The organism is Lactobacillus sp. Sy-1 (assembly GCF_019303535.1).
Lineage (GTDB): Bacteria > Bacillota > Bacilli > Lactobacillales > Lactobacillaceae > Nicoliella.
On sequence record NZ_JACCIU010000001.1, the window covers coordinates 1321218 to 1346110 of the forward strand.

Sequence of the window (24893 nt, forward strand, 5' to 3'; positions counted from 1 at the left end):
TTAATAAGTATATCATAACAATAGTTCCTAGATAACATTAGATTATGGATTGAATGATTTCTTAATCAAAAATATTAGTCGTAACTGCCTTTAAATCAAACAATTGAACCGCAGCTGCCTTCAGATCACTTAGCTGCATTTGATCAATAATTGCCACTTCATCGTATAGGTTCGTGAAGTGGTTTTCTTTGTCCCCTAGCCGCGTTGCAATTGCTTCTAGTGAATTCATCATCGACACGCGTTGCCCAATTTTTTCCTTTTTAATTAGTTCAAAATCAGCGGTTAACCCATCAATTTTATCAACAGCGGTGCGCATTACACTAATTAAGCTATCAATAAATCGTTGCGGTTCATCGGTATCTCCCAATAGCATCGCAAAATAATATTCCCGTTCACAATCTAATTCAAAGGTAAACGAGTCATCCAATACCCCGGAATCATAGAGTTCAGAATACACCTGTGAATTTTCAGAGAATAGCAGTGCAAGGAGTAATAACATTGCCATTTCCTGCTTGGTTTCGGCAACGCCACTAGCTAGGGGTTGAATACCCTTGATTGCAACGGCTGCTTTAGGGCGTGCTAAATTCATTGTCTCGTGGTGGTCCCGTTCAAAATCATACGGACGCTGGGATGGAAAACGACGTTCGATTTTTACCGGAGTCGCAAATTGCTTTTGGTTTTGGTTCTCCTCAACAAAGCTAAACACCTCATCTGGATTAACATTTCCAACCACCTTTAACACCATGTTAGCAGGTTGGTAGAAGACGCGGTAAGCTAAATTCAAATCAGCAGCCGTAATCTTTTGAATCGAATCCACTGAGCCAGCAATGTCCTTATTTAGCGGGAAGTGGGGGTATAAATTACGGATAGTTTGAAAGTACAGTCGTGAGTCAGGATCATCATCGTACATTTGAATTTCTTGGCCGATAATGCCCTTTTCCTTCTCCACTTTTTCAGGCGTAAAGTAGGGTTCTTGCACAAAGTCCAATAGAATCTTTAAGTTCTCGTTCACGTGGTTCGTGGTGGAAAATAAGTAGTTCGTATTAGTAAAACTAGTGTATGCATTGGCGTTACTACCGTACTTAGTGAAGAGGTCAAACGCATCGTAGCCGTTCTTATCAAACATTTTATGCTCTAAGAAATGGGCTATTCCAGCGGGCAGCGTAACCAATTGATTCGTCTCAGGGTCAATAAATTGATTATCGATTGAGCCGTATTCAACCGAAAGCGTCGCGTAAGTTTTGTAGTATTCAGGCTTGGCCACCACCATTACCCGCAGACCGTTGGCTAGTTGCTTAGAAACAACACTATCACCATAAATCGGGTACTGTTTCTTATTCACTGTCATCTTCATCCCGCCCATCTAAGAAATAAATTGCTCTTAAGCGCACTTGCTTTGCGACGTCGACAATCGCCTGCTTGGAAACTGCCTTTACCTTTGCACACCATTCATCAGTCGTAAAGTGTTGGTTTAAGAGGTTGTTAACTAGTTGTTCATTCAATAGTTGCCGTTGGCTGTCTAATCCCGCTAGCTTACTATTAACAATGTCCGCCTTAATATTTTCAATCGTGTCCGCATCAAAGTCACCGTTTTGAATGGCGGTAAGTTGATCGTTAACAATCTGGACCACCTTCGCATGGTCTTCTGAACTAATCCCGGTTTGAACCATCAACATTCCGGTAATCGAAGAAAAAACACTATCCGCATAGTATGCTAAGCTGTTTTTTTCACGCACGTTCCGAAATAACTTGGATTGGGGCGTCCCTCCAAAAATCGCATTAAATAAAAGGGCCGCAAACCGTTGGTCGCTATCGTAAAAGATGGGTAGTGAATATGCCAAATCCAGCTTACTTTGGTTTAAGTCCTGGTGTTCAACCCTTCTGGCAACTTCTGATTCCACTTTAACCGGAACCTTAACCGGGTATTCATGTTCTGCTCGCGAGGTAAAACCAATTTGATTAATTTCATCCTTGACAGTGGCTTCATTAACGTTTCCTAGGACTGAAATTTGAATTTGGGAATGGTTTAACATTTCCTGATATGCTTGATAAGCACTTTGGGGCGTGACCGCTTGTAACTGGTCAAGAGTCCCGTAAACTAATCCAGAGTAGTTAGGATCATCATGGTAGTACAACTTACGCAGCTGAAGCACAGAGTAAAACTGCTTATCATCTGGAATCGACTTCACGTAGTTAATTGTATTTTGTTTTTGCAATTCAAACGTCATCGCATTAAACGCACCAGCTTCGGCCAACGGTTGAAAGATGACCGCCCTTAAGAAGTCAATCGCCATTTTGAAAGTTGACTCATTAGTAGGCAAGTACTGCTCATTTGGAAAGCTAATTACCAATCTTAAAATGTGTAACTGACCATAGCGCAATACATCAGTCCCAAATCCAGCCCCGTAAAGACGGGAAAGTTGCTTTGCCAGTAAGGACTGTTGGGGGTATTTTTGGTTACTACTTTCCATCATTTCAGCCACAATCGACAGGTCAGCAAATCGATCATGGTTAACTGGCTCAATAAAGTCAACCGTGATTGAAGTGTTCTTGAACTTAGTGGTTGGAATCACGTTTAAATTAACACCGTTCATTAATCTCAAATCATTTCGCTCCTTTTAAAAACTCATAATGTTAATCTTAAGTTATGGCACCTAAAATATCAAACAAAAAAGCGAGCCGCTGCCCGCTTATTTATCATATTTATCAATTAATGGTGAATCATATTGGTTTCCGAACCACTTTTTAGTAATCTGCTTTAACTGGCCACTCTTAGCCATCCGAATCAAACTTTCATTAATCTTATTCTTAAGGGTCGTATCGCCCTTTCTAACCCCAACGGCAAGCTTTGATTTTGGAAACGCCCCTACGTAAGTATTGTACTTGCCAGGCTTTGCCTCGTGGCTGATGTAGTAGTTCGCATAGGTACTATCGATCAATAAACCACTTACCCGCTTAGCATTCAGGTCAATAAATGCATCCGTAAATGAATCATAAAGGATGGGCTGTTTATTCTTAATTTTATCCTTGAGTAGTTTGGGTTGCTGTTCCAAACTAATGATTTCGGCAGAACCAGTTTGGGTTCCCAGTTCCTTGCCCTGCATGTCGTTAAATGACTTAATTTTAGAACTCTTTAAAGTTACTAGTTCTTGGTCATTATATAAGTATGGGGTTGAAAAGGCAATGTTTTTAGCCCGTTCAGATGTCACTGTTAACCCGTTCCAAATCAAGTCAATCGTTCCGTTTCTTAATTCAGTCACGTTCATCGACCAATCAATGGGCTGAAAACTAACCTTAATTCCGTATTGTTTAAAGACGGCCCGGGCTAAGTCAATATCATAACCAGTAATTTTACCCGCCTTCGTTTCAAATCCAAACGGGACAAAACTATCGTCCAACCCAATTACAATTTCTTTTTTCTGCTTAATCTTATTCCAAGTGTTTTCGGTGTTAGCCCGTTGAGTAACTGACTGACAGCCACTCAAACTCAGTCCCGTCACTAATATTAGGGCCATTGCCAGCCATTTATAAAGTTTTTTCATATTAGTCCTCCCTACTTAATCGGTTGAACTTGCAGCATGTTATCAGCAACCTTTTTAGCAAAGTCCATGTCATGAGTAATCACGATTTGGGTGACCTTAGTTTTTTTAAGGTCAATAATGATTCTAGCCACTTCATCCCGTAAGTTTGGGTCCAAAGCTGAAGTTGGTTCATCATAACAAATAATTTTAGGATTCATTGCTAGCGCTCGGACGATTGCAACCCGTTGCTTTTGTCCACCGGATAGTTGGTAGGGATATAGGGATTCCTTCCCATCTAAATTCAACTGATTGATTAGTTCTTGGGCCTTTCGTTGAGCAGTTTGCTTATCTTGCTTCAATACTAATTCTGGAGCTAAGGTGATGTTTTGCATCACGGTTAGGTTAGGGAAAAGTTGGAAGTCTTGGAACACCACTCCGACCACGTTATTTTCACTGGTGGTGGGATCGAATTGCTTTCCGTCCAGGATAAATTGCCCTCCATCAATTTTTTCCAATCCGCTGATACAACGGAGTAAGGTGGTTTTCCCGGCCCCTGATGGTCCAACAATACACATGATTTCGTTATCCTTAATGTTTGCGGTTAAGTCATTAATAATCGTCCGGTTCCCGTATTTCTTAGTAATATTTTTTAATTCAAGCATTGTGATTCCCCCTTTAGAATTATTTCCAGTAACTGAAGTGTTTTTCAACCCGTCTCAAGATGAAGGTCAAAATTGCGGTTAATGCTAAGTAAATAATTGCAACTAATACCAGCGGCAATAGCGTTACATCTCTGGCTGAGGCAACGTTTCCGGCTCTAAGTAGGTCTCCAATTCCAATTACGTAAACTAATGATGAATCCTTAACTAGGTTAATCACTTCGTTTCCGATTGAAGGAATCACAATTTTAACCACTTGTGGAACAATAATTTTTCTAAACGTTTGCCAATAAGATAACCGAAGGACTCGGGCACTTTCGTATTGACCGTTTGGAATCGATTGTAACCCCCCTCTAAAGATTTCAGCAAAGTATGCGGTGTAGTTCAAGATGAATGCAAACAGTGCTGCATCAAACCGGGGAAAAACGATTTGAATCCCGGGCATCATTGGTAGTCCGTAAAACACAAAGATTAATTGGAGTAGGAGCGGACTCCCTCGCATGATCCAAACGTAAAACTCTAGGACCGCCTTAAGCGGTTTGAATTTCGAAATCAACCCCACCCCTGCAATAATTCCCAGCGGAATTGAGAATATCAAGGTCAAAAAGAAAATTTGGAGGGTTGTAGTAACCCCGGATAGTAATGATGGTAAAATCTCAAAAATATAATTAAGCATTTGACTAGCTCCCTTCTAAAATAAAAACGTCCCCTTAGAAATTAATCTAAGAGGACGTATCAACGTGGTTCCACCTCAATTTATAGCTTGCTCAAGCAAGCTACCTTAGTGAGTCTAGCAAATAAAAAATCCCCTTAAGTCAATGACTTAAGAGGACGATTCAATCGCGGTGCCACCTCAGATTCTTTCATTGCTCGCACAATGAAACTCAATGAGTTTATTTACTAAACTACAACAATAACGCGTTAAAACGGTAATTTCCTACTAATTTTCAGAAACAACGACTCACAGGCGTGAATAATCCAATCAATGCACCTACATTCCATCATCGTAAGCTTTCTGTAGCAATGGTTTGAATCAATTCCTGATCAAAGTCTTTAATTTAATTAATATAATCTTAATGCATTTTTTAATTTCCGTCAAGATATTTTAATCTTTTTTTGAAAAGAGATTCCCTAATTTACTCCAAAAAGATTGTTTGGATTCCTTAGTATCATCAATTTGCATCAATGGAACCGTTTCACCATTAATTCTTCTAGCGATGTTCCGGTACCCCTGTGAAGCTTGATTATCAGGGTCCATCACGATTGGTTCACCATGGTTAGAAGTTCTAATCACCGCATCATCGTCAACGACAATTCCTAATAATTCAATTCCTAGGTGTTGGGTAATCTCATCGATATCCATGGTGTCACCATTATCCATCATGTTCTTTCGAATTCGGTTAATGACTAACTTAGGTTGGTCATCAAGTGGGTGTTGTTCTAATAGTCCAATTACCCGGTCGGCATCACGAACCGCTGAAATTTCAGGGGTCGTAACCACAATTGCTCCATCAGCTCCAGCAATTGCGTTTAAGAATCCCTGTTCAATCCCAGCTGGACAATCGATGAAGACGTAATCAAATTCTTGTTGTAGCTCATCAACAATGGTCTTAACCTGTTCCGGTGTTAGGGAGTCCTTATTAGTCGTTTGAGCAGCAGGTAATACGTATAAGCTATCAAAACGCTTATCTTTTACTAACGCTTGGCGGAGTTTCGCCTCGCCGCTAGCAACATCAACAATATCATAAATAATCCGGTTATCTAACCCCAAAATAACATCCAAGTTTCTTAAGCCAATATCCAGATCCATTAGACAAACTTTTTTGCCCATTAAGGCTAATGAAACCCCTAGGTTAGCTGTAGTGGTTGTCTTACCGACTCCACCCTTACCAGAAGTAACAACGATTGCTCTCCCCATTACTGAACTCCTCCAATTCGATTGTAAAATTTAGGGTTAATTTGTTTTAACTCACCTATTTTACCATAATCTAATATGTGCAAATTATTTACATATGCAACATTTTGAAAAGAACCTTTAATTTGCTTATCAGCAACAATATCAAACTGTTCCCCAATTCTAATTTGCTGTGCGGTATGTAAGTCCCCAACGATAAACTTATCCTCAGAATTAGGAGCGCCAGCTTGAATGACTCCGTGAACGCTTCCTAATACGTAGATATTCCCGCTGGTAACTAATTTACCACCTTCATGGATGGTTCCCAAAAATAACACATCCCCGGTGACCGTAAATTCCTGACCATTTCTAATGGTCTGGTAAATAACATGCACGTTTTCGGATTCCCGAATGCGTTTTGCTTCGGCAATCGTAATTACGTTACTACTAATTCCGTTAATCAAAAGGTGCTTGTAATTAGCAAATAGCCGATGAATTTCATCCCTTTGCGCATCGTTCAATAATCGATTTCCAGTTATAATATCTAAGTGCATCCGCTTAGTTGGATAATCATGATCTAATTTAGCTAGCAAATCGGTTAATTCAGCGATCGAATCGGTAAATGAAGCGGCTTCATCTAATACTAGCTCATACCCGTTTTTGGTTCCCTTTAAACTGACTGCTTTCAAATCAATTCCTCCCTATGACTTTTCCCGATAACGGTTAAAAAGTAGCGAAACCGGGTAATAAGTAATGATAAATAGAACCAGATTAAGTGCCAGTGTTGGTCCCAATACGGACACCAAAAAATTAGTTGCGGTAATGTTAGCCAAGTCAACGAATCGATTTGCTAGAAACGAAAAGGACATCGAAATGGTCAACCCAATGAAGTACATTAAAAATCCTGAAATGAACGTCGCGGAAAGGTAGCGGTATAAAAACCGGCAGACATAAACCGTGAGCGGCAGGATGAATAGATATACTCCAAGGGTCCCAAAGTAAAACATGTCCATTATAAAACCAATTAGCGCTGCCCATAATCCAATATGGAGGTTAATTTCATTTTCAAATAGCAATCCAAATACCAACCACATCAAGGTGATACATGGGACAAACGACTGGCTCCCGAATAACTGCTTACTAAAGATTTGACTAACTGACCCATCCAGGCAAAAGGCAATGTACAATCCAATTGGAAATACGAACCTCAATGGTGAATTCCTTAGCATTTTACAACCCCCTACTGAGCACGACTAGCTACGGTCACTGCTTCGATATCATTTAAGTCAGCCGCTGGACTGATGTAAATCTTATATGATAGGCCATAGTCATCAGTAGAAACCTTAGCAACCTTCCCAATATAGAGGCCCTTTGGTGTAATTCCACCTAACCCACTCGTGTAAGCTTTTTGGCCCACCTTAATCTTGGCCTTAGCAGTAATATTACCCATTTCAACTAGTCCCGTGGTTTTATTGTATCCAGAAATAATTCCGTTAATGACCTTTCCATTAGTGGCATTAACTTGAACGGCAAACCGGTTCGTAGCGGCATTATTATTAGTAATTAATTCTACTTTACTGTTGGTCTTATTAACCTCAGAAACCCGACCAGCCAGTCCAGTATCAACTAACACTGGCATGTTCTTTTTAACTCCAGCATTTTCACCACGGTTAATAATAATTTGATTTTGCCATGATGACGGTGTCCTAGTAATTACAGCGGCGTTAATTGCCTTGTAGCTAGTCAAAGTATCATTTAATTTTAACTGACTCTTCAATTTCGCATTTTCTCGTTGTAATGCTTCATCCCGAACCTGGGTCGAAGTGATTTGGCTAACCCGCTTACTCAAAATTTGATTTTGCTGGTAGGTATTCAATAGGCTACCAAGCGAACCAAATCCATTACTAATGAGGTTAACGGGAGTTGAAACAATGGTATTAGTGAATCCTGCAACATCATTTCCAAATTGCTGAATTAATGGCGGAGTGGCTTTTCGATTCCGCACCGCAACTGAGAACGTCATTAGTCCAATACTAATCACAACGCACACCATGACAATTACCAATTTTCGATTGGAGAAAAATTTGTGCATAGTTGCCCCTCCATAAACTTTAGTTTATAAAAACAAAAGCGGGAAGCTTCAGCCATCCCGCAGTGATTGTTTTTTATTTTTTCTTCATTACGTCAATACTCTTTAGTGATTCACCAGTTCCGATTGCAACACAATCAAGCGGGTCTTTAGCAATTGATACTGGAACCTGAGTTTCATCTGAAATAACTTCAGCAAGATTTTTAAGTAATGCTCCACCACCAGTTAATACGATCCCATGATCGATAACGTCGGCAGCAATTTCTGGAGAAGTCTCTTCAAGCGTTTCCTTAACAGTTCCGATAATTTCTAAGATCGGCTCATGAATTGCTGTTGAAATATCTTCAGCTGAAATTTCAACGGCCTTTGGTAATCCGGTTAGTAGGTAACGACCACGAACGGTAGTCCCTTCAATATTCTTAGCATCTTCTAACGATGCCGAACCGATTTCCCATTTAAGGCGTTCGGCAGTTCTTTCACCAATCAATAAGTTGTGCTTCTTACGAACGTAAGTAGCAATTGCTTCGTTTAACTTATCACCAGCAACCCGCACTGAACGGCTTGAAACAATCCCACCAAGTGAAATTGTAGCAACATCGGTAGTCCCACCACCAATATCAACTACCATGCTACCAGTTGGGTCCATGATTGGTAACCCAGCACCAATTGCGGCAGCAAATGGTTCTTCAATTACGTAGGCGTCACGAGCCCCAGCAACCCGAGTAGCATCGATAACCGCACGCTTTTCAACTTCAGTAATTCCACTAGGAACACAAACCATAACGTATGGCTTTCCACTTGAGTGGCCTAAAGTCTTTGCAATGTAATATTTTAACATGGCAACCGTAGTGTCATAATCAGCGATTACCCCATCCTTCATTGGCCGAATTGCTCTGATACTTGCAGGCGTTCTACCAATCATGTTCCGGGCTTCTTCACCAACGGCAACAATTGCCCCAGTTTTGGTGTTTTTAGCGACAACGGAAGGTTCTCTTAAAACGATTCCCTTTCCTTCAACATACACAATGGTATTAGCTGTCCCTAAATCAATCCCAATGTTTTTTGTTCCAAATCCAAACACAACGTTCATCCCTTCGTATTCATACTTAAATAATATGAATTTATCATTGTTAGTATATCATATTTTTTTAACCTTGAATTAAATCACTCAATAATAATTTTAACTAAATTAAACCCAATAATGAAAGGATTTTAAAATAACTTAATCTTTAGTTAAAGAATTCTACATTAATCCATAAACAAGGCTCGCACATCCGAAATAAAGTACAGTGAACCGGTAATTAAAAGGACATCGTCTTGCGTCATTTGATTAGAGACGCTAACAATTGCTTCCTTCCAATTATCAATAAATTCAATCTGGTTTGCGGAAGCAACGGAGTTAGCAGTAGCTGATAAATCAGCTGCAGCTCGTTTAATCGGTCCCTTAAACTCAGTTAAAATTAAGTGAACGTTATTCAGTTGTGCCAGCACTTCAATCATTGGCAAGTATTGTTTATCTGCTAATATAGCAAGTATAATATAAATTTCACGATCTGAAAAATAATTTTTAATATTTTTTTCAATTTCTTTTATTGCTGGCATGTTATGAGCCCCATCAATAATCACCAGGGGTTGATCATTTAACTTTTCAAACCGTCCTGCCCACTGGGTACTCAAGAGGCCCTGCTTAATGACTGCATTGTCAAACGGGATCCTCCGTTGATCCATAAATTGTTTAAAAGCTTCAATCGCTACCGCTGCATTGTCAATTTGAAAGTCACCCATCATGTTGAGCTTAACATCCTTAATTTGACCGTCAACATCACTAAATTGAAATTGCTCGTGCCAACCAGCAATGGGCTTTGCCTGGACGTTAAAATCAATCGTTAATGCACTTAATGGGGCTGATTCCTGCTCAGCCCGCTGTTCAATTACCGCCCTGGGCCCGTCTTCAATCCGTCCAATTACGACCGGAGTATTCGGTTTAATAATTCCAGCCTTATGGCCGGCAATTGACTCCAGGGTATTGCCCAAAAACTGCATGTGGTCATAACCAATCGTCGTAATTACCGATAGTTGTGGAATCACAACGTTCGTTGAATCATTATCGCCACCAATCCCCACTTCAACAATTACGACATCCGCATGTCCTTCGGCAAAGTATGCAAACATCATCGCAGTCAAAACTTCAAACTCAGTTGGGCCCTCGTTTGGCATCGCCGCATCAATTTCTGCAACAATGGGGGCTACCAGGTTCACTAACCGGACGATTTCGGCATCGCTAATTGGAATGCCGTTCACGCTAATTCGCTCGTTGAAGCGCACTAAAAACGGCGAGGTAAACGTTCCAACCGTTAATCCAGCCGCTTGGAGCATGTTTCTCAAAAACGCTACCACCGAGCCCTTCCCATTGGTTCCCGCCACATGAATTGCATTAATTTGCCGTTCCGGATGCCCTAACTTAGTCATTAATAGCTGCATTCGTTGCATCGTTGCGTCCTTGTGTGACTTAACCCGGCCGTGAATGTACGCTAGTGCTTCTTGATAATCTCTCATCGCTGCCTCCCTACAAAAAAGCCCCGTAACATTATCTGCCCGGGACTAAATTGATAAATCATGATTATTATTGAGCCTTTAAGTCAGCTTGACGTTGCTTCGTAGCCGCTAACTTAGCCTTATTATCGTTTAATTTTTCGCGTTCTGCATTTACAACTGCATCCGGCGCATTTTGAACGAATCGGTCGTTAGATAGTTTCTTTTCGGCCCGTTGAACTTCGAAATTGAACTGTTCAATTTCCTTATCCAACCGCTTAATTTCTTCATCTAAGTCAACTAATTCAGCCAATGGAATACTTACTTCAGCATCGGTCATCACACTAGTCATTGCTAACTTAGGTACTTGAACATTACTACCGACTTCAAGCGTCTTTGGATGACAGAACCGTTGAATGTATCCTTGGTTCCCCTCAAAAATATCCTTAAGGTTTTGGTTGTCAGTCTTAATTAAGATATCAACCGCACTGGACATCTTTGCGTTTGCCTCGGAACGAATATTTCTAACCGCCTTGATTAGATCAATTAAACTGTCCATATCATTTTCAGACTTTGAATCATTAAACTCGGGATGGTCAACTGGATAATCAGCAACCACTAGTGACTTCCCTTGGTGAGGCATTGTTTGCCAAATGTTTTCGGTAACGAATGGCATGATTGGTTGCAATAAACGAAGGGTTTGGTCAAGCACGTATGCTAAGACGTTTCTAGTATTGTGTTTAGCCTCTTCATCATCGCCAGTAAGGGTCTCCTTACTCATTTCAATGTACCAGTCACAGAAATCATCCCAAATGAAATTGTAAAGCGCCCGGCCAGCTTCACCAAAGTTGTACTTATCAAATTGATCAGTAACTTGGTTAACTAGGGTGTTCAACTTGCTTAAGATCCACCGGTCAGCTAAATTCCACTTAGCAGGATCAGGTAGCTCAGGTTTTTCCATGGCCCCTAGATTCATAATAACGTAACGACTAGCGTTCCAAATCTTGTTAATGAAGTTCCAAGCGGATTCAATCTTAGCGTAACTAAACCGCACGTCTTGACCGGCGGTGGAACCATTGGATAGGAACCACCGTAATGCATCGGCACCGTACTTGTCGATAACGTCCATTGGGTCAATCCCATTACCAAGTGACTTACTCATTTTCCGGCCCTGTTCATCACGAATCAAACCGTGGAGTAAAACATCCTTGAATGGTCGCCGACCAGTAAATTCAAGACTTTGGAAAATCATCCGGGAAACCCAGAAGAAGATGATATCGTAACCAGTAACTAACGTATTGGTTGGGAAGTAACGCTTAAAGTCTGGATCATCTGTGTTTGGCCAACCCATGGTTGAAAATGGCCAAAGAGCAGATGAGAACCAGGTATCCAAGACGTCCTTATCTTGTTCCCAATTTTCAATATCTTTGGGGGCCTCTTCCCCAACGTAAGTTTCACCAGTTTGCTTGTTGTACCAAGCTGGAATTCGGTGGCCCCACCATAATTGACGGGAAATAACCCAGTCATGGATGTTATCCATCCATTGTTCGAAGGTGTGTTCGAACCGTTCTGGAACGAAGTTCACCCGGTCATCAGTTTTTTGGTTAGCCAATGCTTTCTCAGCAAGGGGCTTCATCTTAACGAACCATTGGGTCGAAAGCCGCGATTCAACTTGAACCCCGGTTCTTTCGGAATGCCCAACCGCATGAACAATCGGATCCACCTTTAGCATGTAGCCACCGGCTTCCAAGTCGTCGGTCATGGCCTTCCGTGCTTCGAAACGATCCATGCCCTTGTACTTACCGGCATTTTCGTTCATCGTAGCATCTTCATTCATGGTGTTAATCCGCTTCAAGTCATGCCGGTTTCCAACGTTAAAGTCATTTGGATCATGAGCTGGTGTAATCTTAACCATCCCCGTTCCAAATTCCTTATCAACGTAAGCATCCGCAATAATCGGAATTTCACGGTCAACTAATGGCACCCGAATCTTCTTGCCAACAATGTCCTTATAACGTTCATCGGTAGGGTTAACGGCAACCGCAACGTCACCGAACATGGTTTCCGGACGGGTGGTTGCAATTTCGATGTAATCCTTCCCGTTAAACTTAGTGCCATCCGTAAATGGGTATTTAACGTGGTAGAACGCACCCTTGTCATCCTTATGGATAACTTCAATATCGGATAATGCAGTCCGCGCCTTTGGATCCCAGTTAATGATGTATTCACCACGATAAATTAAGCCCTTCTTGTAAAGGGTCACGAATACCTTCCGCACCGCAGCGGAGAGCCCATCATCTAACGTGAATCGTTCACGACTGTAATCGAGGGAGAGGCCTAACTTACCCCATTGCTTCTTAATCGTAGCGGCGTAATCGTCCTTCCATTCCCAAACTTTTTCCACAAACTTTTCGCGACCAAGGTCATAACGGGTAATCCCTTCCTTGTTCAACTTAGCTTCCACTTTCGCTTGAGTTGCAATTCCGGCATGGTCCATCCCTGGTAACCAGAGGGTGTCATAACCTAACATGCGCTTTTGCCGAATTAAAATATCTTGTAACGTTGTATCCCAAGCGTGGCCTAAATGCAACTTTCCAGTAACATTTGGCGGTGGAATAACAATTGAATATGGTTTTGCTTTTTGATCGCCACTTGGCTTGAAAACACCTTCATCAAGCCATTCCTGGTAACGACCATCTTCAACTGCAGCATGGTCGTACTTGGGTGGCATTTTAATATCCTTAGTCATAAAAACACCTCAACTTAAATTCATTTGTAAACAAAAAGAGCACCTCGCCATATAGGACGAAGTGCTCGCGGTACCACCTAAATTAAACCGAAAAATCGATTTCTCTCATGCGACGGATTAACGGGGTCAGCCGGGCCGACCTACTCAATTCAGTCGACCTACTCCCAAGGTACCTTCATCATAACCGACGAAAATCCTCTCAACAAAATGGATTTCTTTCTGAACACCAGCTATGATTACTCTCTTGTTCACAGTATTTATTTCTTGTTAACTATCATAAATCAATCGACGGTTAATCGTCAACTAATTTTATAATAATTCTGAAAATACATCCTGATTTTGATTTAGGAATTCTTCGCCCGGTTTAATATCGGTAACCTTAATTCCGTCAATGGCTTTCTTGGTCAATGCATCAACATCAATATAGGTTTCATAGTGCCGCGTTTTTTCCAAGTCTGGCTTGGTCTTAGGAGAAGGGGGCGTAAAAATCGTACAACAGTCTTCGAATGGCATGATTGAAAGGTCGTAGGTCCCAATCTTTTCAGCAATTCGAATAATTTCGGTCTTATCCATTGATACCAACGGCCGCAACACTGGTAAGTTAGTAACATCGTTAATTGCCATCATACTTTCCAATGTCTGTGAAGCAACTTGGCCCAGTGATTCACCGGTAAAGACCCCCTTACAGTGACGATTACGGGTAATTGCAGACGCAATGCGCAACATCATCCGCCGTTGAATCGTCATTAGGTAGCCTTCCGGAACCTTTTCCTTCACCGTTTCTTGGACTTCGGTAAACGGCACTTCAATAAATTGAATGTTCCCACCAAACTTAGCCACCTGAGCAGTTAATTCCTTGGCCTTAGCGAGGGCTTGGGGGCTAGTGTATGGTGGACTAAAGAAATGAATCATATCCACCTTTACCCCCCGCTTCATTGCAAGGTAGGTTGCAACTGGGGAATCGATTCCACCAGAAAGCATCATTGTTGCCCGGCCACCAGTTCCAACTGGTAGTCCGCCGGCTCCCTTAATCGTTTCACTCGATAAAAAGATTCCATTCATCCGAATTTCGACCCGGATTTCAATGTCTGGATGCTTCATCTGCGCCTTGATTCCATCAACGTTATCGATGATGTAGCCACCCAACTTATCGTTAATATCATAGGTGTCTAATGGATACTGCTTATCCTGTCTAATTGTATTAATTTTAAACGTCATGCCAGGTTGGTATTGATCCTTAACCATTTGAAGTGCTACTTGCTTAGCGTTATCAATGTCTTTGTCTAACTTAATTGCTGGTGAAAGGGTTTCAATTCCAAACACCCCTGCGAGCCGCTCAATGACCTTGTCATAGTCTTCACCATGCAGGTCAACGTGTAGCCGGTCTTGTTGGGGATTAACGTGAATGTCATGGAAATCGTGTAACACGTGGCGAATGTTTTTGCCTAGTTGTTTGATGAAGTCTTTCCGGTTCTTACCCTTAGTGGATAGTTCACCGTATCTGACCATAATTTCACTATATTGCATTATTGCCTCCTTAACTTAATTTACTGAATTTTTGGTATAGTTGATCGAAGACCCGGTTAAATTCTTCGGCCTCTTCAATCGTATTATTAGCATCTAAAGATACCCGGACCGCACTGGTACATAGCTCGGTTGGTTCTTGCATTGCGGTCAACGTAGCAGATGGAACGTGGTCCTTAGAAGAGCAAGCACTCGTGGTGGAGATGTAAATATCGTGATCTTCAAACGCATGCACGATGGTTTCACCACGCACCCCTAGAATTGAAAAACAAAGGATGTGCGGTGCAAAGTTAGCTTGGTTCTTAGAAAAGATGGTTACCTTATCAAAATCCTTGATGTGGTTGTAAATCGTGGATTTGATATCAGCTTGCTTTTGGGCCTTAGCCTGTTCGTTAGTCAACAGGATTCGAACTGCCTTTGCCATCGCTGCAATTGCCGGGAGGTTTTCAGTCCCACTTCTCAAATTGTGCTCTTGGCCCCCACCAGTCATTAGTGGCGCAATCTTCTTGCCAGCCCGCTTGTAGATAAAGCCGATTCCACGGGGGGCATGGAACTTATGCCCTGAGAATGTAATGAAGTCCACCCGGTCGTTCATAATTAGTTCGCCAATGCCCTTCCCGATTCCTTGAACCGCATCGATGTGGTAGTGCACATTCGGATAATCCTTCAAAACTTCCGCCGCTTCTTTAATTGGTTGAATTGTTCCAATTTCGTTATTAACCGCCATAATCGAAACCAAAATAGTGTCCTTACGAATGGCGTTCTTTAGATCTTCAATGGAAATCCGACCTTCTTTATCTACTGGTAAGTAGGTAACATCGTAGCCCAGCTTTTTAAGTTGTTCGCAGGTCTCATGAATTGCGGGATGCTCAACGGCAGTCGTAATGATGTGCTTACCAAACTTCCGTTTTTCAATTGCAGTTCCCTTTAAAACCCAGTTATCACCTTCGGTTCCACCACTGGTAAAAAAGATTTCATTTGGTTGAACCCCTAGTAAATCAGCAATTTGTTTTCTGGATTGGTTCAATAAGTTGAACGCTTCTTCACCAAAGCGATGCAGACTAGAAGGATTGCCCCAAATCCGTTCACTTACCTGGTTGTAAGTATCTAAAACCGCTGGGTCGACCTTAGTAGTCGCACTGTTATCAAAATAAATCATAGTAAACCCTCTTTTAAATTATTAGTCCGGCCATTTAAAATTCTAACTTTATATTATAACAGAAAAAAACCATTTATGTTATTAGATTAACACAAATGGTTACTTTTAGTTAGCTATTTTTGACGGCGATAATATGCAGTTTGAATTCGTTCGTAAATGGCTGGGTCAATCTTGTTTAACGCATCCACAATTACATTCAAACTCTCTTCGTATTGGTATTCCCGATCAAACAGATAGTGAGCGCGATTGCTGGCATCCAAGATGTCAGCATGGTTGTTTCGATAACGATTAGCATACTGCATCATTTGTTCCGAAAGGACCGCACTATCTAGCATGGTGTTAGTCCGTTCAAGGAGGTTATCAACATCTGATTTGATTACCGTGATCTGTTCGTTAATGTCATCCATGCTAATCCGGGTCTGATTCATCGCCTGTGAGAGTCGCTGAATTTCGGAGTTAACTAGTGAGTAGGCATCCCCATAATCATCAGGAATTCCTGGTAAATTAAGGTTCTCAATGCGTCGCTTCATCGTATGCATTTGCAACTCGAATTTTTGAATGGCACTAACAGCAGCCTCCTCTTCTTCATTCAAATTGGAAACGGAGGCGTTGATTTCACGTTGCTGAGCTTCAATTTGGCTAAGCGCCTTCTTAGCATCGCTAATGTGTTCGGAAATCTTGGAGTAGATAGGAAGGCCATCAGCGATGGACTGAAGGTCATTTTGGTGGGTAATATCGATCGTTTTAATTTGCTCCGCTAACTCACGGGTCGTTTCAATTTCTTGATGATCTAAGTCATAATTTTTATCTAGTTGTTTTAGCTCACTCATCAATGCAATGTTTTGCTTTTGTGAATGTGAAATGAAGGCAGAAATAACATCAATTTGTTTTTGAACCCGCTTCTTGGAAGTAATTTCTAATTCCATTGCATCGTATAGTTGATCAATCATCTTATCAATTTGGTGATTACCACTTCTAGTTTGGGAAATTTCTAAGCGCCGTAAGTTATCAAAGTTCTTTTCGATTTGTCGATTAACAAATTCGATTGCCCCATTAATATTGTCTTCCGGAAAATGATAACCTGCCGCCAGCATTTCTTGATGGCCATTTTTGATTTCTTCGACCTGTTCTGGATATTCCTTAATTAAGTTCTTATACAACTTAGGAATATCATCTAAAAGGGCCTGCATTTGATCTGTCTGACCCATTAATTCTGGCAATATTTTTTCAGCTGCCTCATGATCACCGGATTCAGTCAGATTTTTGAACTGATCAAATTTTTCCTCAGTTTTAGTTAGCCGTAATTCTAAATTATCAGTGGTTGGACCGTAAACATAGTTTTTGGTTAACAAAGTCGAATGCATTTGCTTAAACTTTTCAGTTAAATCCTGGATTATAGACTTGTGCTGCTTATTTAAATCCTTAATCTGAGCAAGCCCGGCTTGAATCATTTGAATCCGCTGAGTAACATCACCAAGGAGCTTATTAATTGAATGGTAAATCTGGTTAGTCCGTAAAAAGTTAAGTGTTTTACTGATTTTAATGGCGTTGTTAAGGTTGTTAGTAATCTCAACAAAGTCTTCCCCTAAAATTTCCTTGTAGCCCTCTTGGTAGCCCTTCAATTGCTCAAGGGTTTCCCCAGATAAGTTCATCTTATTTGCTTCATCTAATTCAGATTGAATTGGAATGGCTTGAATTTGTTCTAACTTAGCCTGTAGCACTTTCATTTGTTTTAATATGTAATGTTGATAGGCTACAATTGCTAGGTAAAAGACTAACACTAACACCACAATTGTAACTAATATTCCTACAGCTGAATTTCCCATAAACGCTCCCACACCTTTTTAAACATAAATAAACATCTTAATTTTAATCGATCGTAAATTGATACTATTCATTTTATTATAGCTAATATTTGGATAAAAATCACTAACCATTTAAAATTATAACATATGATATTTTTTTAATCTTAGTTTGGAGGAATTAATATTGAACAATTCAAAATCAATCCTGGTACAACAACTAGCCGCCCTGCTGGAAAATGAAACTGATGCGGTTGCTAACATGGCTAACGCTTCCGCCCTACTGTTTCAATCCCTCCCAGATATTAACTGGGCTGGCTTTTATCGCTACGTTGAGAAAGCAGACGAATTGATACTAGGCCCCTTTCAAGGAAAGGTTGCCTGTGTCCATATTCCTAATGGTAACGGAGTTTGTGGGACCGCATTTCAAAACAATCAGGTTCTCAGAATTGCCGACGTCCATAAGTTCCCGGGCCACATCGCATGTGATGCTGATAGTAAGTCTGAAATCGTACTCCCGATAACGCTAGCAGATGGTAAGCAAATTGGGGTATTAGACATCGATGCTCCCGTTGAAAACCGTTTCTCATCAGCAGACGAGGAAGAACTCAAGCAGTTCGTAGCAACTTTAGTTCCCCATTTGACAAAGTAGTAAAATCCAGATAGAATAGGTAATTGTGTAAAATAATGCAGCAGTACACGGTAAGCTCGTCAACATATTGTTGCCACATTGGTTTAATAAGTAACCCTCCGGCTGCTGAGGTGAACATTGCAAAGCAATATGCACGAATACTAAGTGTATATACGGATTATTTTACTCCAAAAAACAATTGGAGGAATTTTATTATGTCAAGATATACAGGTCCAAGTTGGAGAATTTCTCGCCGTCTTGGTGTATCTTTATCAGGTACTGGTAAAGAATTAGCTCGTCGTCCTTACGCACCTGGTGATCATGGTCAAGGTCGTCGTCAAAAACTTTCAGAATATGGTACTCAATTACGTGAAAAGCAAAAGCTTCGTTACATGTACGGTATGACTGAACGTCAATTCTCAAACTTATTTGTGCGTGCTGGTAAGTTACGTGAAGGTAAGCATGGGGATAACTTCTTGGTATTGCTAGAACGTCGTTTAGATAACGTTGTTTACCGTTTAGGTTTAGCAACTACTCGTCGTCAAGCACGTCAATTAGTTAACCACGGTCACATTACTGTTGATGGCAAACGCGTTGATATTCCATCATACGAAGTAGAACCTAACCAAGTGGTTGCCGTTCGTGAAAAGTCAAAAGACTTACAAATCATCAAGGATGCCGTTGAAGCCGTTGTTGGTCGTCCAGCATACGTTACCTTTGATGCAGATAAGCTTGAAGGTTCATTAAACCGTTTACCACAACGTGATGAACTGAATGCTGATATCGATCCATCACTTATCGTTGAATACTACAACAAGCTATAATATGGATTTCGATTCCAAAAGTGTTTCGCTTTCGCGAAACACTTTTTTTGTTATACAATTTAAACATCAACCCAAAGAAATGAGGAATTTAAAATGTCAGATAATGATAACTCAGTAAATAATCGATTGGAACAATCATCAGTGGGTACCCCTAAGTTAAACCCTGATGAACAAAGAAAATACCTTGGCACCTTTAGAGAACGGGTTTCGCTCGCCATTACAATTCAAGACCTGGGTACTAGCCAAGCCCAAGCAGCATTTGAAAGTGAAATCAAAGCCCACCCTAACTATCAATTATTGGTTAACGGTCAAGCCGGCCAGGATGCGATTGGCCCGTTCATGCGAATTGCTTCGCAAAATAATGTTAAATTCACGATTAGAACCGACTCATTTTACTTCAACAAACCAGATAGTTATGGAGTCATTTACGCTGCCGATTCAGCCATTAATCAAAACCCAATTGACCTTCGGCAAAAATACGCTAATCTCTTTCAATCCAACGGGAGCGATAATAATTCTAAGCCCAATCAACCAACTTCATTTTGGGATAAAGTTAAAAACCTATTTAAGTAGGAGGTAATTATTTGCAACAACCATTAGCATATCGAATGCGCCCTCAAAAAATTCAAGACGTTGTTGGGCAACAGGACTTGGTGGGCCCAGGGAAAATTATCAATCGAATGGTAAAAGCTAAGACCCTCTCTTCGATGATCCTATACGGCCCGCCTGGAACCGGTAAAACCAGCATTGCCAGTGCGATTGCAGGTTCTACAAAGTATGCATTTAGAAAGTTAAATGCTGCCACCGATTCAAAAAAGGACCTCCAAGTTGTTGCTGAAGAGGCGAAAATGAGTGGTACCGTAGTTTTACTATTGGATGAAATTCACCGGTTAGATAAAACTAAGCAGGATTTCCTTCTCCCCCTGCTGGAAAGTGGCCGCATTATTTTAATCGGTGCAACCACTGAAAACCCTTATATCAATATTAATCCAGCCATCAGAAGTCGGACGGCGATTTTTCAAGTCCACCCCCTCAGTCCAGATGATATCAAGGGGGCAATTGATCGGGCGTTAACCGACTCTGAAAACGGGTTGGGTAAGCTCTCCATTCAGTTAGATCAAACCGCACTTAACTTACTGACTACCGGCACTAACGGCGACCTCAGAAGCGCCCTCAATGCACTGGAATTAGCAGCTAATTCTACCGATCCAGATGATACCGGAACCATTCACATTCGTTTAAATGATGTTGAGGAATGTTTGCAAAAAAAACTCCTTGGTGCTGATAAAAATGGTGATGCTCACTATGACGTTATTTCAGCATTTCAAAAATCAATTCGTGGATCTGATGCTAACGCTGCATTGCACTATGCTGCTAGATTGATCGAAGCTGGGGACGTTAACTCATTAACGCGAAGATTAATGGTGATTGCGTATGAAGACATTGGGTTAGCTAATCCGTCATTATGTGCGCGTACCGTTACTGCGGTTCAAGCGGTAGATAAGTTGGGGTTCCCAGAGGGCCGCATTCCACTGGCTGATATCATCATCGAACTTTGCATCTCACCCAAATCAAATTCGGGAATTTCAGCAATTGATGCCGCCATTAGTGACGTTAAACGTGGTAACTTTGGCGAGATTCCTGCTTATTTAAAAGATGCTCACTATCAGGGTGCTAAAAAATTAGGCCATGGAATTAATTATCAATACCCCCATGATTTCCCAAATGATTGGGTCAAACAACAATACCTACCAGATAAAATTAAAAATGCTAACTACTACCATCCCAAGACCAACGGAAAGTACGAAACCGCATTTGCTAATCAATATCAAAAAATTCAAGGTGCCCAACGTGGCAATCAAAAATAGAAATGGAGTTTCATAATGCTAGTCAATGTATTAACGATTATCTTTGCTGTAATTATGTTTGGAATTGGTGTCTTTGTTTTTACCCACCAAAAAAAATCATTCCTGGTTTTCCATCCCGAAAGCATTCCCGCATTGAGTTTATTAATGAAGGTCTTCGGAATTATTTTTATTATTTGTGGGTTGCTCTTTTTGATTCCATTATTTTTAAATAACGAGCAGCTCCTCTTTTGGATGCTAATTATCGCATGTTTCCTAGTAATTGGGTTTCAAATTGCAATGGCCCAGTACTTTGGTAAAAAATAGGGACCGTTTTAGTTTGAATTTAGCGACTCGCCCTTTAAAATAAAGATGGAGGTGGGCATTATGCAAAATAACTATAAGAATATCTTGGTCCCTGTTGATGGTTCAAAGGAGGCAAAGTTAGCCTTTGATAAAGCGGTTGCGGTTGCTAAGGATACTAACGCTAGCATCCATATGGTACACGTAATCGATACCAGATCATTTCAAAACATCTCTAGTTTCGATAGTTCCATGATTGAAGAAGCTACCGATAACGTTAAAAAGACTTTGGATGACTACCTAAGTCAAGCTAATGATGCCGGTATTAAAAACATCGATTATTCAATTGAATATGGGGCGCCTAAGTTTGTGATTGCTAAGGAAACCCCTCAGCGTTACCATACCGATTTAATTATGATGGGGGCCACGGGATTAAACGCATTTGAACGTTTAATGATGGGCTCCGTTTCTGATTACGTCAGTAAGGCTGCTAGTTGTGACGTATTAATTGTAAGAACTGATACTAACAATCAACCGGTTAAACAACCGAAGGAATAAAGAAATAACCTCCCTACTAGCCATTAGTAGCGGAGGTTATTTTTATTGAACTAGATTTCTTAATTTACTAACTTGTTCAACAATCTGGTAATCATTATAAAACTCACCTAAGTGATGGGCACGATCTAGGTAGCTCACGGCTTGTTGATGGGAGTTGGAAGCAATTAAACTCCTAGCCATCATTAGGTTGAGCGTTGCTAGTTGGTACATTGAATCAACAGAACGTAAAAATCGACAGGCAGTTTTGTTAAGAATCATTGCCTCATCATATTTTAATAGCTCCTGGTGCAAAGCAATTGATTCTAAATAGATATTAACTAATAATCTAAAATCATTCTTGGGGCTAAATTGGTGTAATTTTAGGTATGCAATCGCCAATTCATTGAACTGATCAGCCTGGTTGCGGTCCTTAAGCATTAAGTGGGCCTTCGCAATTCCGATATGGGCCCACGTCGTATAGATGTTTTGCTTATCCAAGCCACTATACTTAATTAGGACCTCTTTAAACGCCTCGATTGCACTTTGATAATCAAATTTTAATTTTAGGGACAATACTCCTAGGTAACAATAGTAACGGCCCTTTAATTCGCGAGTATCAAGATTATTGGGTTTCACCTTAATAATCAATTGCTGGGCTTGTTGGAACTGCCGGTTGAAAATGGAATCCTCAATTTGATCTAACGTTTTATTAGCAATTCCGTTAACTATAATATCATTAATATTTAAATTTAAGCGATCACAAATTTTATAAATAACGTCAATATTAGTAGTAATATTACTATTTTCAATCTGACTGATTAACCCCTGGGTGCAAACCCCGACAGCTAATTGTTTCTGGGAAATTTTGAAATGTTTGCGTTGCTTCTTAATCCGACTACCAATAATCCTAATTGAACAATGGTTATCACCATTATTGATAAATACTCCCATTAATTTCTCCCTTGTTATATAATAATCTTATTATAATGTATTTACATAAAAGTTAACAATATTATTTAATCAAAATTAATAATTTCATTGTATCGAAAACACTTTAACTCGTGGTCATTTACTACCCCCGCTGCCTGTAAAAATGAATACATCGTCGTCGGTCCAAGTCGTTTAAAGCCCAAGTGCTTAAACTTATTCACATACGGCATCACAAATTTACTAACATCTAGGTCCTCACCTGATTTCCGAAAATGATTTAACGGTTGCTGGTTAGTATTGGACCAAAGTAACCCATCTAAAGTAATCCCTTGCTCCGCCAATCCAACTAATCCGGTGGCATTATCAATCGTAGCTTGAACCTTAGCGCGATTTCTAATGATCGATGCATCATGAATCAATTGCTCAAATTGTTGTTCTCCGTAGTTACTCACAATTGAAACATCAAAGTTAGCAAACGCCCTCCGAAGCGCATCCCGCTTTTTCAATACCGTTAACCAACTCAGTCCCGCCTGAAATTCTTCCAACGACATTAATTCAAATAACTTCTGGTTATCATGTTCAGGAACGCCCCATTCATGGTCATGATAACTCATTAATCGGGGATCCTTTTGAGCCCATTCACAGCGATAAACCATTCTAATTCTCCCTTCTAAATAACTAGTTAATAGTAAATACGATAATAAATAAAAAAACATCCAAAGAATGGATGTTTTTATGATTATTTGGATAATTTTTCTTTGCCAAGGGGCGTAAAGTCATGGTGAAGCTTCTTCCGCCGATCGTATTCAGCAAATGCTAGTTCAATTAAACGATCAATTAATTCGGTATAAGAAATTCCAGAAGCATCCCATAGTTGAGGATATAAACTAATGTTAGTAAACCCTGGTAATGTATTTACTTCACCCAAGTAAGGTTCTTCATCCTTAGAAACTAAGAAATCAATCCGAGCCATTCCCTTTAAGCCAAGGGCTTTATAAGCTGTTAATGCCATTTCAGTAATCCGGTTTGCCAACTTTTCAGAAACCTGGACTGGAATATCAAACTTAACTTCACTCGCATCCACGAATTTGTTTTCATAAGTATAGAACTCGTCGTTCTCAGGAACCCGAATGGCTCCTAATTTAGATGCAATTGGCTTTTCATTTCCTAAGATGGAAATTTCTAGTTCTTCTGGGCCTTCAATTGCTTCTTCAGCTAAGACCTTGTAGTCGTATCTAAATGCGTCCGCTAAACTAGCCTTGTATTCTTCAGCATTATTAACTTCGTGAATTCCAACTGACGAACCTTGATTAGCAGGCTTTAAGAAGAGCTTAGCACCTAATTCTTGGGCAAGCTTTTCGTATGAATAATCCTGAGCGTTATCAGGAGTCAACAAAACATACTTGGTATTTTGAACGCCGTAAAGGTTTAGCATCTTTTTAGTGATGTCCTTATCATAAGCCATTGCGGATTCCAAAATTCCACTGCCGACCCAAGGCTTTTGCAATAGTCTAAAGAGCCCTTGAATGGTACCATCTTCCCCTAAGTTCCCATGGATCACTGGGAAGAAAACGTCAACATCCTTAATCTTACCTAGGTTCGCAACGTTAGCTAACGGGTCTGATTCATCGACGTGTGGCATTACGGATGCAACTACTGCATCTTCATCTTCACCAGCAAAAACCCGGTGCGAGTCAGTATCACTAAGGATGTAACCTTCCTTAGTCATCAAGAATAGGCTTACTTCGTACTTATCCTTGTCCATTGCATCATAGATGTTATGAGCTGAACGCTTCGAAACATCGTGTTCTGAAGAGTTACCCCCGAAAAGGAGTGCAACGTGCATTTTCTTTGTCATTTTTTTACCGTCCTATCTATAATTCTCAGAAACTTCA

24 protein-coding genes and 2 other annotated features are annotated in these 24893 nt (G+C 40.5%); of the genes, 6 read left to right on the forward strand and 18 right to left on the reverse strand.

Translation table 11 applies throughout. The annotated features are described in order from the left end of the window. Positions 1 to 61: 61 nt before the first annotated feature. From yfmH to ezrA, 15 genes are all read right to left on the reverse strand, one after another. Positions 62 to 1354 carry an EF-P 5-aminopentanol modification-associated protein YfmH gene (yfmH, locus tag HZL42_RS05520; protein ID WP_219054656.1) on the reverse strand — a complete coding sequence of 431 codons (1293 nt, stop codon included), beginning with the start codon at positions 1352 to 1354 and terminating at the stop codon, positions 62 to 64. After that, positions 1335 to 2594: an EF-P 5-aminopentanol modification-associated protein YfmF gene (yfmF, locus tag HZL42_RS05525; RefSeq protein WP_255552591.1), complete on the reverse strand. Its 1260-nt coding sequence runs from the start codon at positions 2592 to 2594 to the stop codon at positions 1335 to 1337. The genes yfmH and yfmF overlap by 20 nt, the downstream gene beginning before the upstream one ends. Before the next feature lie 96 nt (positions 2595 to 2690). Continuing rightward, positions 2691 to 3542, reverse strand: coding sequence for an amino acid ABC transporter substrate-binding protein (locus HZL42_RS05530; protein ID WP_219054658.1), 852 nt, complete (start codon positions 3540 to 3542; stop codon positions 2691 to 2693). Between the two features lie 11 nt (positions 3543 to 3553). Continuing rightward, on the reverse strand, positions 3554 to 4183 hold the full coding sequence (locus HZL42_RS05535; protein WP_219054659.1) for an amino acid ABC transporter ATP-binding protein: 630 nt from the start codon (positions 4181 to 4183) through the stop codon (positions 3554 to 3556). Positions 4184 to 4202: 19 nt separating this feature from the next. Further along, positions 4203 to 4856, reverse strand: coding sequence for an amino acid ABC transporter permease (locus HZL42_RS05540; protein ID WP_219054660.1), 654 nt, complete (start codon positions 4854 to 4856; stop codon positions 4203 to 4205). Positions 4857 to 5004: 148 nt separating this feature from the next. Beyond that, positions 5005 to 5237 (reverse strand) — a binding site (T-box leader). Between the two features lie 48 nt (positions 5238 to 5285). Continuing rightward, entirely contained in the window at positions 5286 to 6098 is an 813-nt protein-coding gene (gene minD / locus HZL42_RS05545; RefSeq protein WP_219054661.1) for a septum site-determining protein MinD, read from the reverse strand. After that, positions 6098 to 6763: a septum site-determining protein MinC gene (locus HZL42_RS05550; RefSeq protein ID WP_219054662.1), complete on the reverse strand. Its 666-nt coding sequence runs from the start codon at positions 6761 to 6763 to the stop codon at positions 6098 to 6100. The genes minD and HZL42_RS05550 overlap by 1 nt, the downstream gene beginning before the upstream one ends. 12 nt (positions 6764 to 6775) lie before the next feature. Continuing rightward, positions 6776 to 7303 carry a rod shape-determining protein MreD gene (mreD, locus tag HZL42_RS05555; RefSeq protein ID WP_219054663.1) on the reverse strand — a complete coding sequence of 176 codons (528 nt, stop codon included), beginning with the start codon at positions 7301 to 7303 and terminating at the stop codon, positions 6776 to 6778. Positions 7304 to 7314: 11 nt separating this feature from the next. Continuing rightward, positions 7315 to 8166, reverse strand: a complete 852-nt coding sequence (mreC, locus tag HZL42_RS05560) for a rod shape-determining protein MreC (RefSeq protein WP_219054664.1) — start codon at positions 8164 to 8166, stop codon at positions 7315 to 7317. Between the two features lie 73 nt (positions 8167 to 8239). Next, the gene (locus HZL42_RS05565; protein ID WP_370629297.1) at positions 8240 to 9244 is read right to left on the reverse strand and encodes a rod shape-determining protein; all 1005 of its coding nucleotides are present in this window, start codon (positions 9242 to 9244) and stop codon (positions 8240 to 8242) included. Positions 9245 to 9411: 167 nt separating this feature from the next. Then, a complete protein-coding gene (locus HZL42_RS05570) occupies positions 9412 to 10719 on the reverse strand; it encodes a folylpolyglutamate synthase/dihydrofolate synthase family protein (RefSeq protein ID WP_219054666.1) in 1308 nt (435 codons plus the stop codon). Positions 10720 to 10786: 67 nt separating this feature from the next. Next, positions 10787 to 13444, reverse strand: a complete 2658-nt coding sequence (locus HZL42_RS05575) for a valine--tRNA ligase (protein WP_219054667.1) — start codon at positions 13442 to 13444, stop codon at positions 10787 to 10789. A gap of 49 nt (positions 13445 to 13493) precedes the next feature. Further along, positions 13494 to 13705 (reverse strand) — a binding site (T-box leader). Between the two features lie 48 nt (positions 13706 to 13753). After that, positions 13754 to 14971, reverse strand: a complete 1218-nt coding sequence (thiI, locus tag HZL42_RS05580; protein ID WP_219054668.1) for a tRNA uracil 4-sulfurtransferase ThiI — start codon at positions 14969 to 14971, stop codon at positions 13754 to 13756. Positions 14972 to 14981: 10 nt separating this feature from the next. Beyond that, positions 14982 to 16127, reverse strand: coding sequence for a cysteine desulfurase family protein (locus HZL42_RS05585; RefSeq protein WP_219054669.1), 1146 nt, complete (start codon positions 16125 to 16127; stop codon positions 14982 to 14984). Positions 16128 to 16240: 113 nt separating this feature from the next. Continuing rightward, positions 16241 to 17953 (reverse strand): septation ring formation regulator EzrA, encoded by a 1713-nt coding sequence (ezrA, locus tag HZL42_RS05590; RefSeq protein ID WP_219054670.1) that lies wholly within the window; start codon positions 17951 to 17953, stop codon positions 16241 to 16243. 163 nt (positions 17954 to 18116) lie between these two features. On the opposite strand from ezrA, the gene HZL42_RS05595 reads away from it, so the two are divergent. From HZL42_RS05595 to HZL42_RS05620, 6 genes are all read left to right on the forward strand, one after another. After that, positions 18117 to 18581: a GAF domain-containing protein gene (locus HZL42_RS05595; RefSeq protein ID WP_255552566.1), complete on the forward strand. Its 465-nt coding sequence runs from the start codon at positions 18117 to 18119 to the stop codon at positions 18579 to 18581. Positions 18582 to 18775: 194 nt separating this feature from the next. Next, a complete protein-coding gene (gene rpsD, locus HZL42_RS05600) occupies positions 18776 to 19384 on the forward strand; it encodes a 30S ribosomal protein S4 (RefSeq protein WP_219054671.1) in 609 nt (202 codons plus the stop codon). Positions 19385 to 19477: 93 nt separating this feature from the next. Next, the gene (locus HZL42_RS05605) at positions 19478 to 19957 is read left to right on the forward strand and encodes a YueI family protein (RefSeq protein WP_219054672.1); all 480 of its coding nucleotides are present in this window, start codon (positions 19478 to 19480) and stop codon (positions 19955 to 19957) included. An 11-nt stretch (positions 19958 to 19968) separates the two neighbouring features. Beyond that, the gene (locus HZL42_RS05610; protein ID WP_219054673.1) at positions 19969 to 21252 is read left to right on the forward strand and encodes a replication-associated recombination protein A; all 1284 of its coding nucleotides are present in this window, start codon (positions 19969 to 19971) and stop codon (positions 21250 to 21252) included. A gap of 15 nt (positions 21253 to 21267) precedes the next feature. Next, positions 21268 to 21555, forward strand: a complete 288-nt coding sequence (locus HZL42_RS05615) for a hypothetical protein (protein WP_219054674.1) — start codon at positions 21268 to 21270, stop codon at positions 21553 to 21555. A gap of 60 nt (positions 21556 to 21615) precedes the next feature. Further along, positions 21616 to 22089, forward strand: a complete 474-nt coding sequence (locus HZL42_RS05620) for a universal stress protein (protein WP_219054675.1) — start codon at positions 21616 to 21618, stop codon at positions 22087 to 22089. Positions 22090 to 22131: 42 nt separating this feature from the next. Here HZL42_RS05620 and HZL42_RS05625 read toward each other — a convergent pair whose 3' ends face one another. The 3 genes from HZL42_RS05625 to HZL42_RS05635 all read right to left on the reverse strand — a co-directional run bounded on the left by HZL42_RS05625 (position 22132) and on the right by HZL42_RS05635 (position 24856). After that, positions 22132 to 23019 (reverse strand): helix-turn-helix transcriptional regulator, encoded by an 888-nt coding sequence (locus HZL42_RS05625; protein ID WP_219054676.1) that lies wholly within the window; start codon positions 23017 to 23019, stop codon positions 22132 to 22134. Positions 23020 to 23084: 65 nt separating this feature from the next. Then, entirely contained in the window at positions 23085 to 23654 is a 570-nt protein-coding gene (locus HZL42_RS05630) for a DNA-3-methyladenine glycosylase I (RefSeq protein ID WP_219054677.1), read from the reverse strand. Between the two features lie 83 nt (positions 23655 to 23737). Next, a complete protein-coding gene (locus tag HZL42_RS05635) occupies positions 23738 to 24856 on the reverse strand; it encodes a D-alanine--D-alanine ligase family protein (protein WP_219054678.1) in 1119 nt (372 codons plus the stop codon). Positions 24857 to 24893: the final 37 nt, after the last annotated feature.

Bases quoted from the DNA above. Each gene is read 5' to 3' on its own strand.
- yfmH (WP_219054656.1), bottom strand. From the start codon at position 1,354: ATGAAGATGACAGTGAATAAGAAACAGTACCCGATTTATGGTGATAGT.
- yfmF (WP_255552591.1), bottom strand. From the start codon at position 2,594: ATGAACGGTGTTAATTTAAACGTGATTCCAACCACTAAGTTCAAGAAC.
- HZL42_RS05530 (WP_219054658.1), bottom strand. From the start codon at position 3,542: ATGAAAAAACTTTATAAATGGCTGGCAATGGCCCTAATATTAGTGACG.
- HZL42_RS05535 (WP_219054659.1), bottom strand. From the start codon at position 4,183: ATGCTTGAATTAAAAAATATTACTAAGAAATACGGGAACCGGACGATT.
- HZL42_RS05540 (WP_219054660.1), bottom strand. From the start codon at position 4,856: ATGCTTAATTATATTTTTGAGATTTTACCATCATTACTATCCGGGGTT.
- minD (WP_219054661.1), bottom strand. From the start codon at position 6,098: ATGGGGAGAGCAATCGTTGTTACTTCTGGTAAGGGTGGAGTCGGTAAG.
- mreD (WP_219054663.1), bottom strand. From the start codon at position 7,303: ATGCTAAGGAATTCACCATTGAGGTTCGTATTTCCAATTGGATTGTAC.
- mreC (WP_219054664.1), bottom strand. From the start codon at position 8,166: ATGCACAAATTTTTCTCCAATCGAAAATTGGTAATTGTCATGGTGTGC.
- HZL42_RS05570 (WP_219054666.1), bottom strand. From the start codon at position 10,719: ATGAGAGATTATCAAGAAGCACTAGCGTACATTCACGGCCGGGTTAAG.
- HZL42_RS05575 (WP_219054667.1), bottom strand. From the start codon at position 13,444: ATGACTAAGGATATTAAAATGCCACCCAAGTACGACCATGCTGCAGTT.
- thiI (WP_219054668.1), bottom strand. From the start codon at position 14,971: ATGCAATATAGTGAAATTATGGTCAGATACGGTGAACTATCCACTAAG.
- HZL42_RS05585 (WP_219054669.1), bottom strand. From the start codon at position 16,127: ATGATTTATTTTGATAACAGTGCGACTACTAAGGTCGACCCAGCGGTT.
- ezrA (WP_219054670.1), bottom strand. From the start codon at position 17,953: ATGGGAAATTCAGCTGTAGGAATATTAGTTACAATTGTGGTGTTAGTG.
- rpsD (WP_219054671.1), top strand. From the start codon at position 18,776: ATGTCAAGATATACAGGTCCAAGTTGGAGAATTTCTCGCCGTCTTGGT.
- HZL42_RS05605 (WP_219054672.1), top strand. From the start codon at position 19,478: ATGTCAGATAATGATAACTCAGTAAATAATCGATTGGAACAATCATCA.
- HZL42_RS05615 (WP_219054674.1), top strand. From the start codon at position 21,268: ATGCTAGTCAATGTATTAACGATTATCTTTGCTGTAATTATGTTTGGA.
- HZL42_RS05620 (WP_219054675.1), top strand. From the start codon at position 21,616: ATGCAAAATAACTATAAGAATATCTTGGTCCCTGTTGATGGTTCAAAG.
- HZL42_RS05625 (WP_219054676.1), bottom strand. From the start codon at position 23,019: ATGGGAGTATTTATCAATAATGGTGATAACCATTGTTCAATTAGGATT.
- HZL42_RS05630 (WP_219054677.1), bottom strand. From the start codon at position 23,654: ATGGTTTATCGCTGTGAATGGGCTCAAAAGGATCCCCGATTAATGAGT.
- HZL42_RS05635 (WP_219054678.1), bottom strand. From the start codon at position 24,856: ATGACAAAGAAAATGCACGTTGCACTCCTTTTCGGGGGTAACTCTTCA.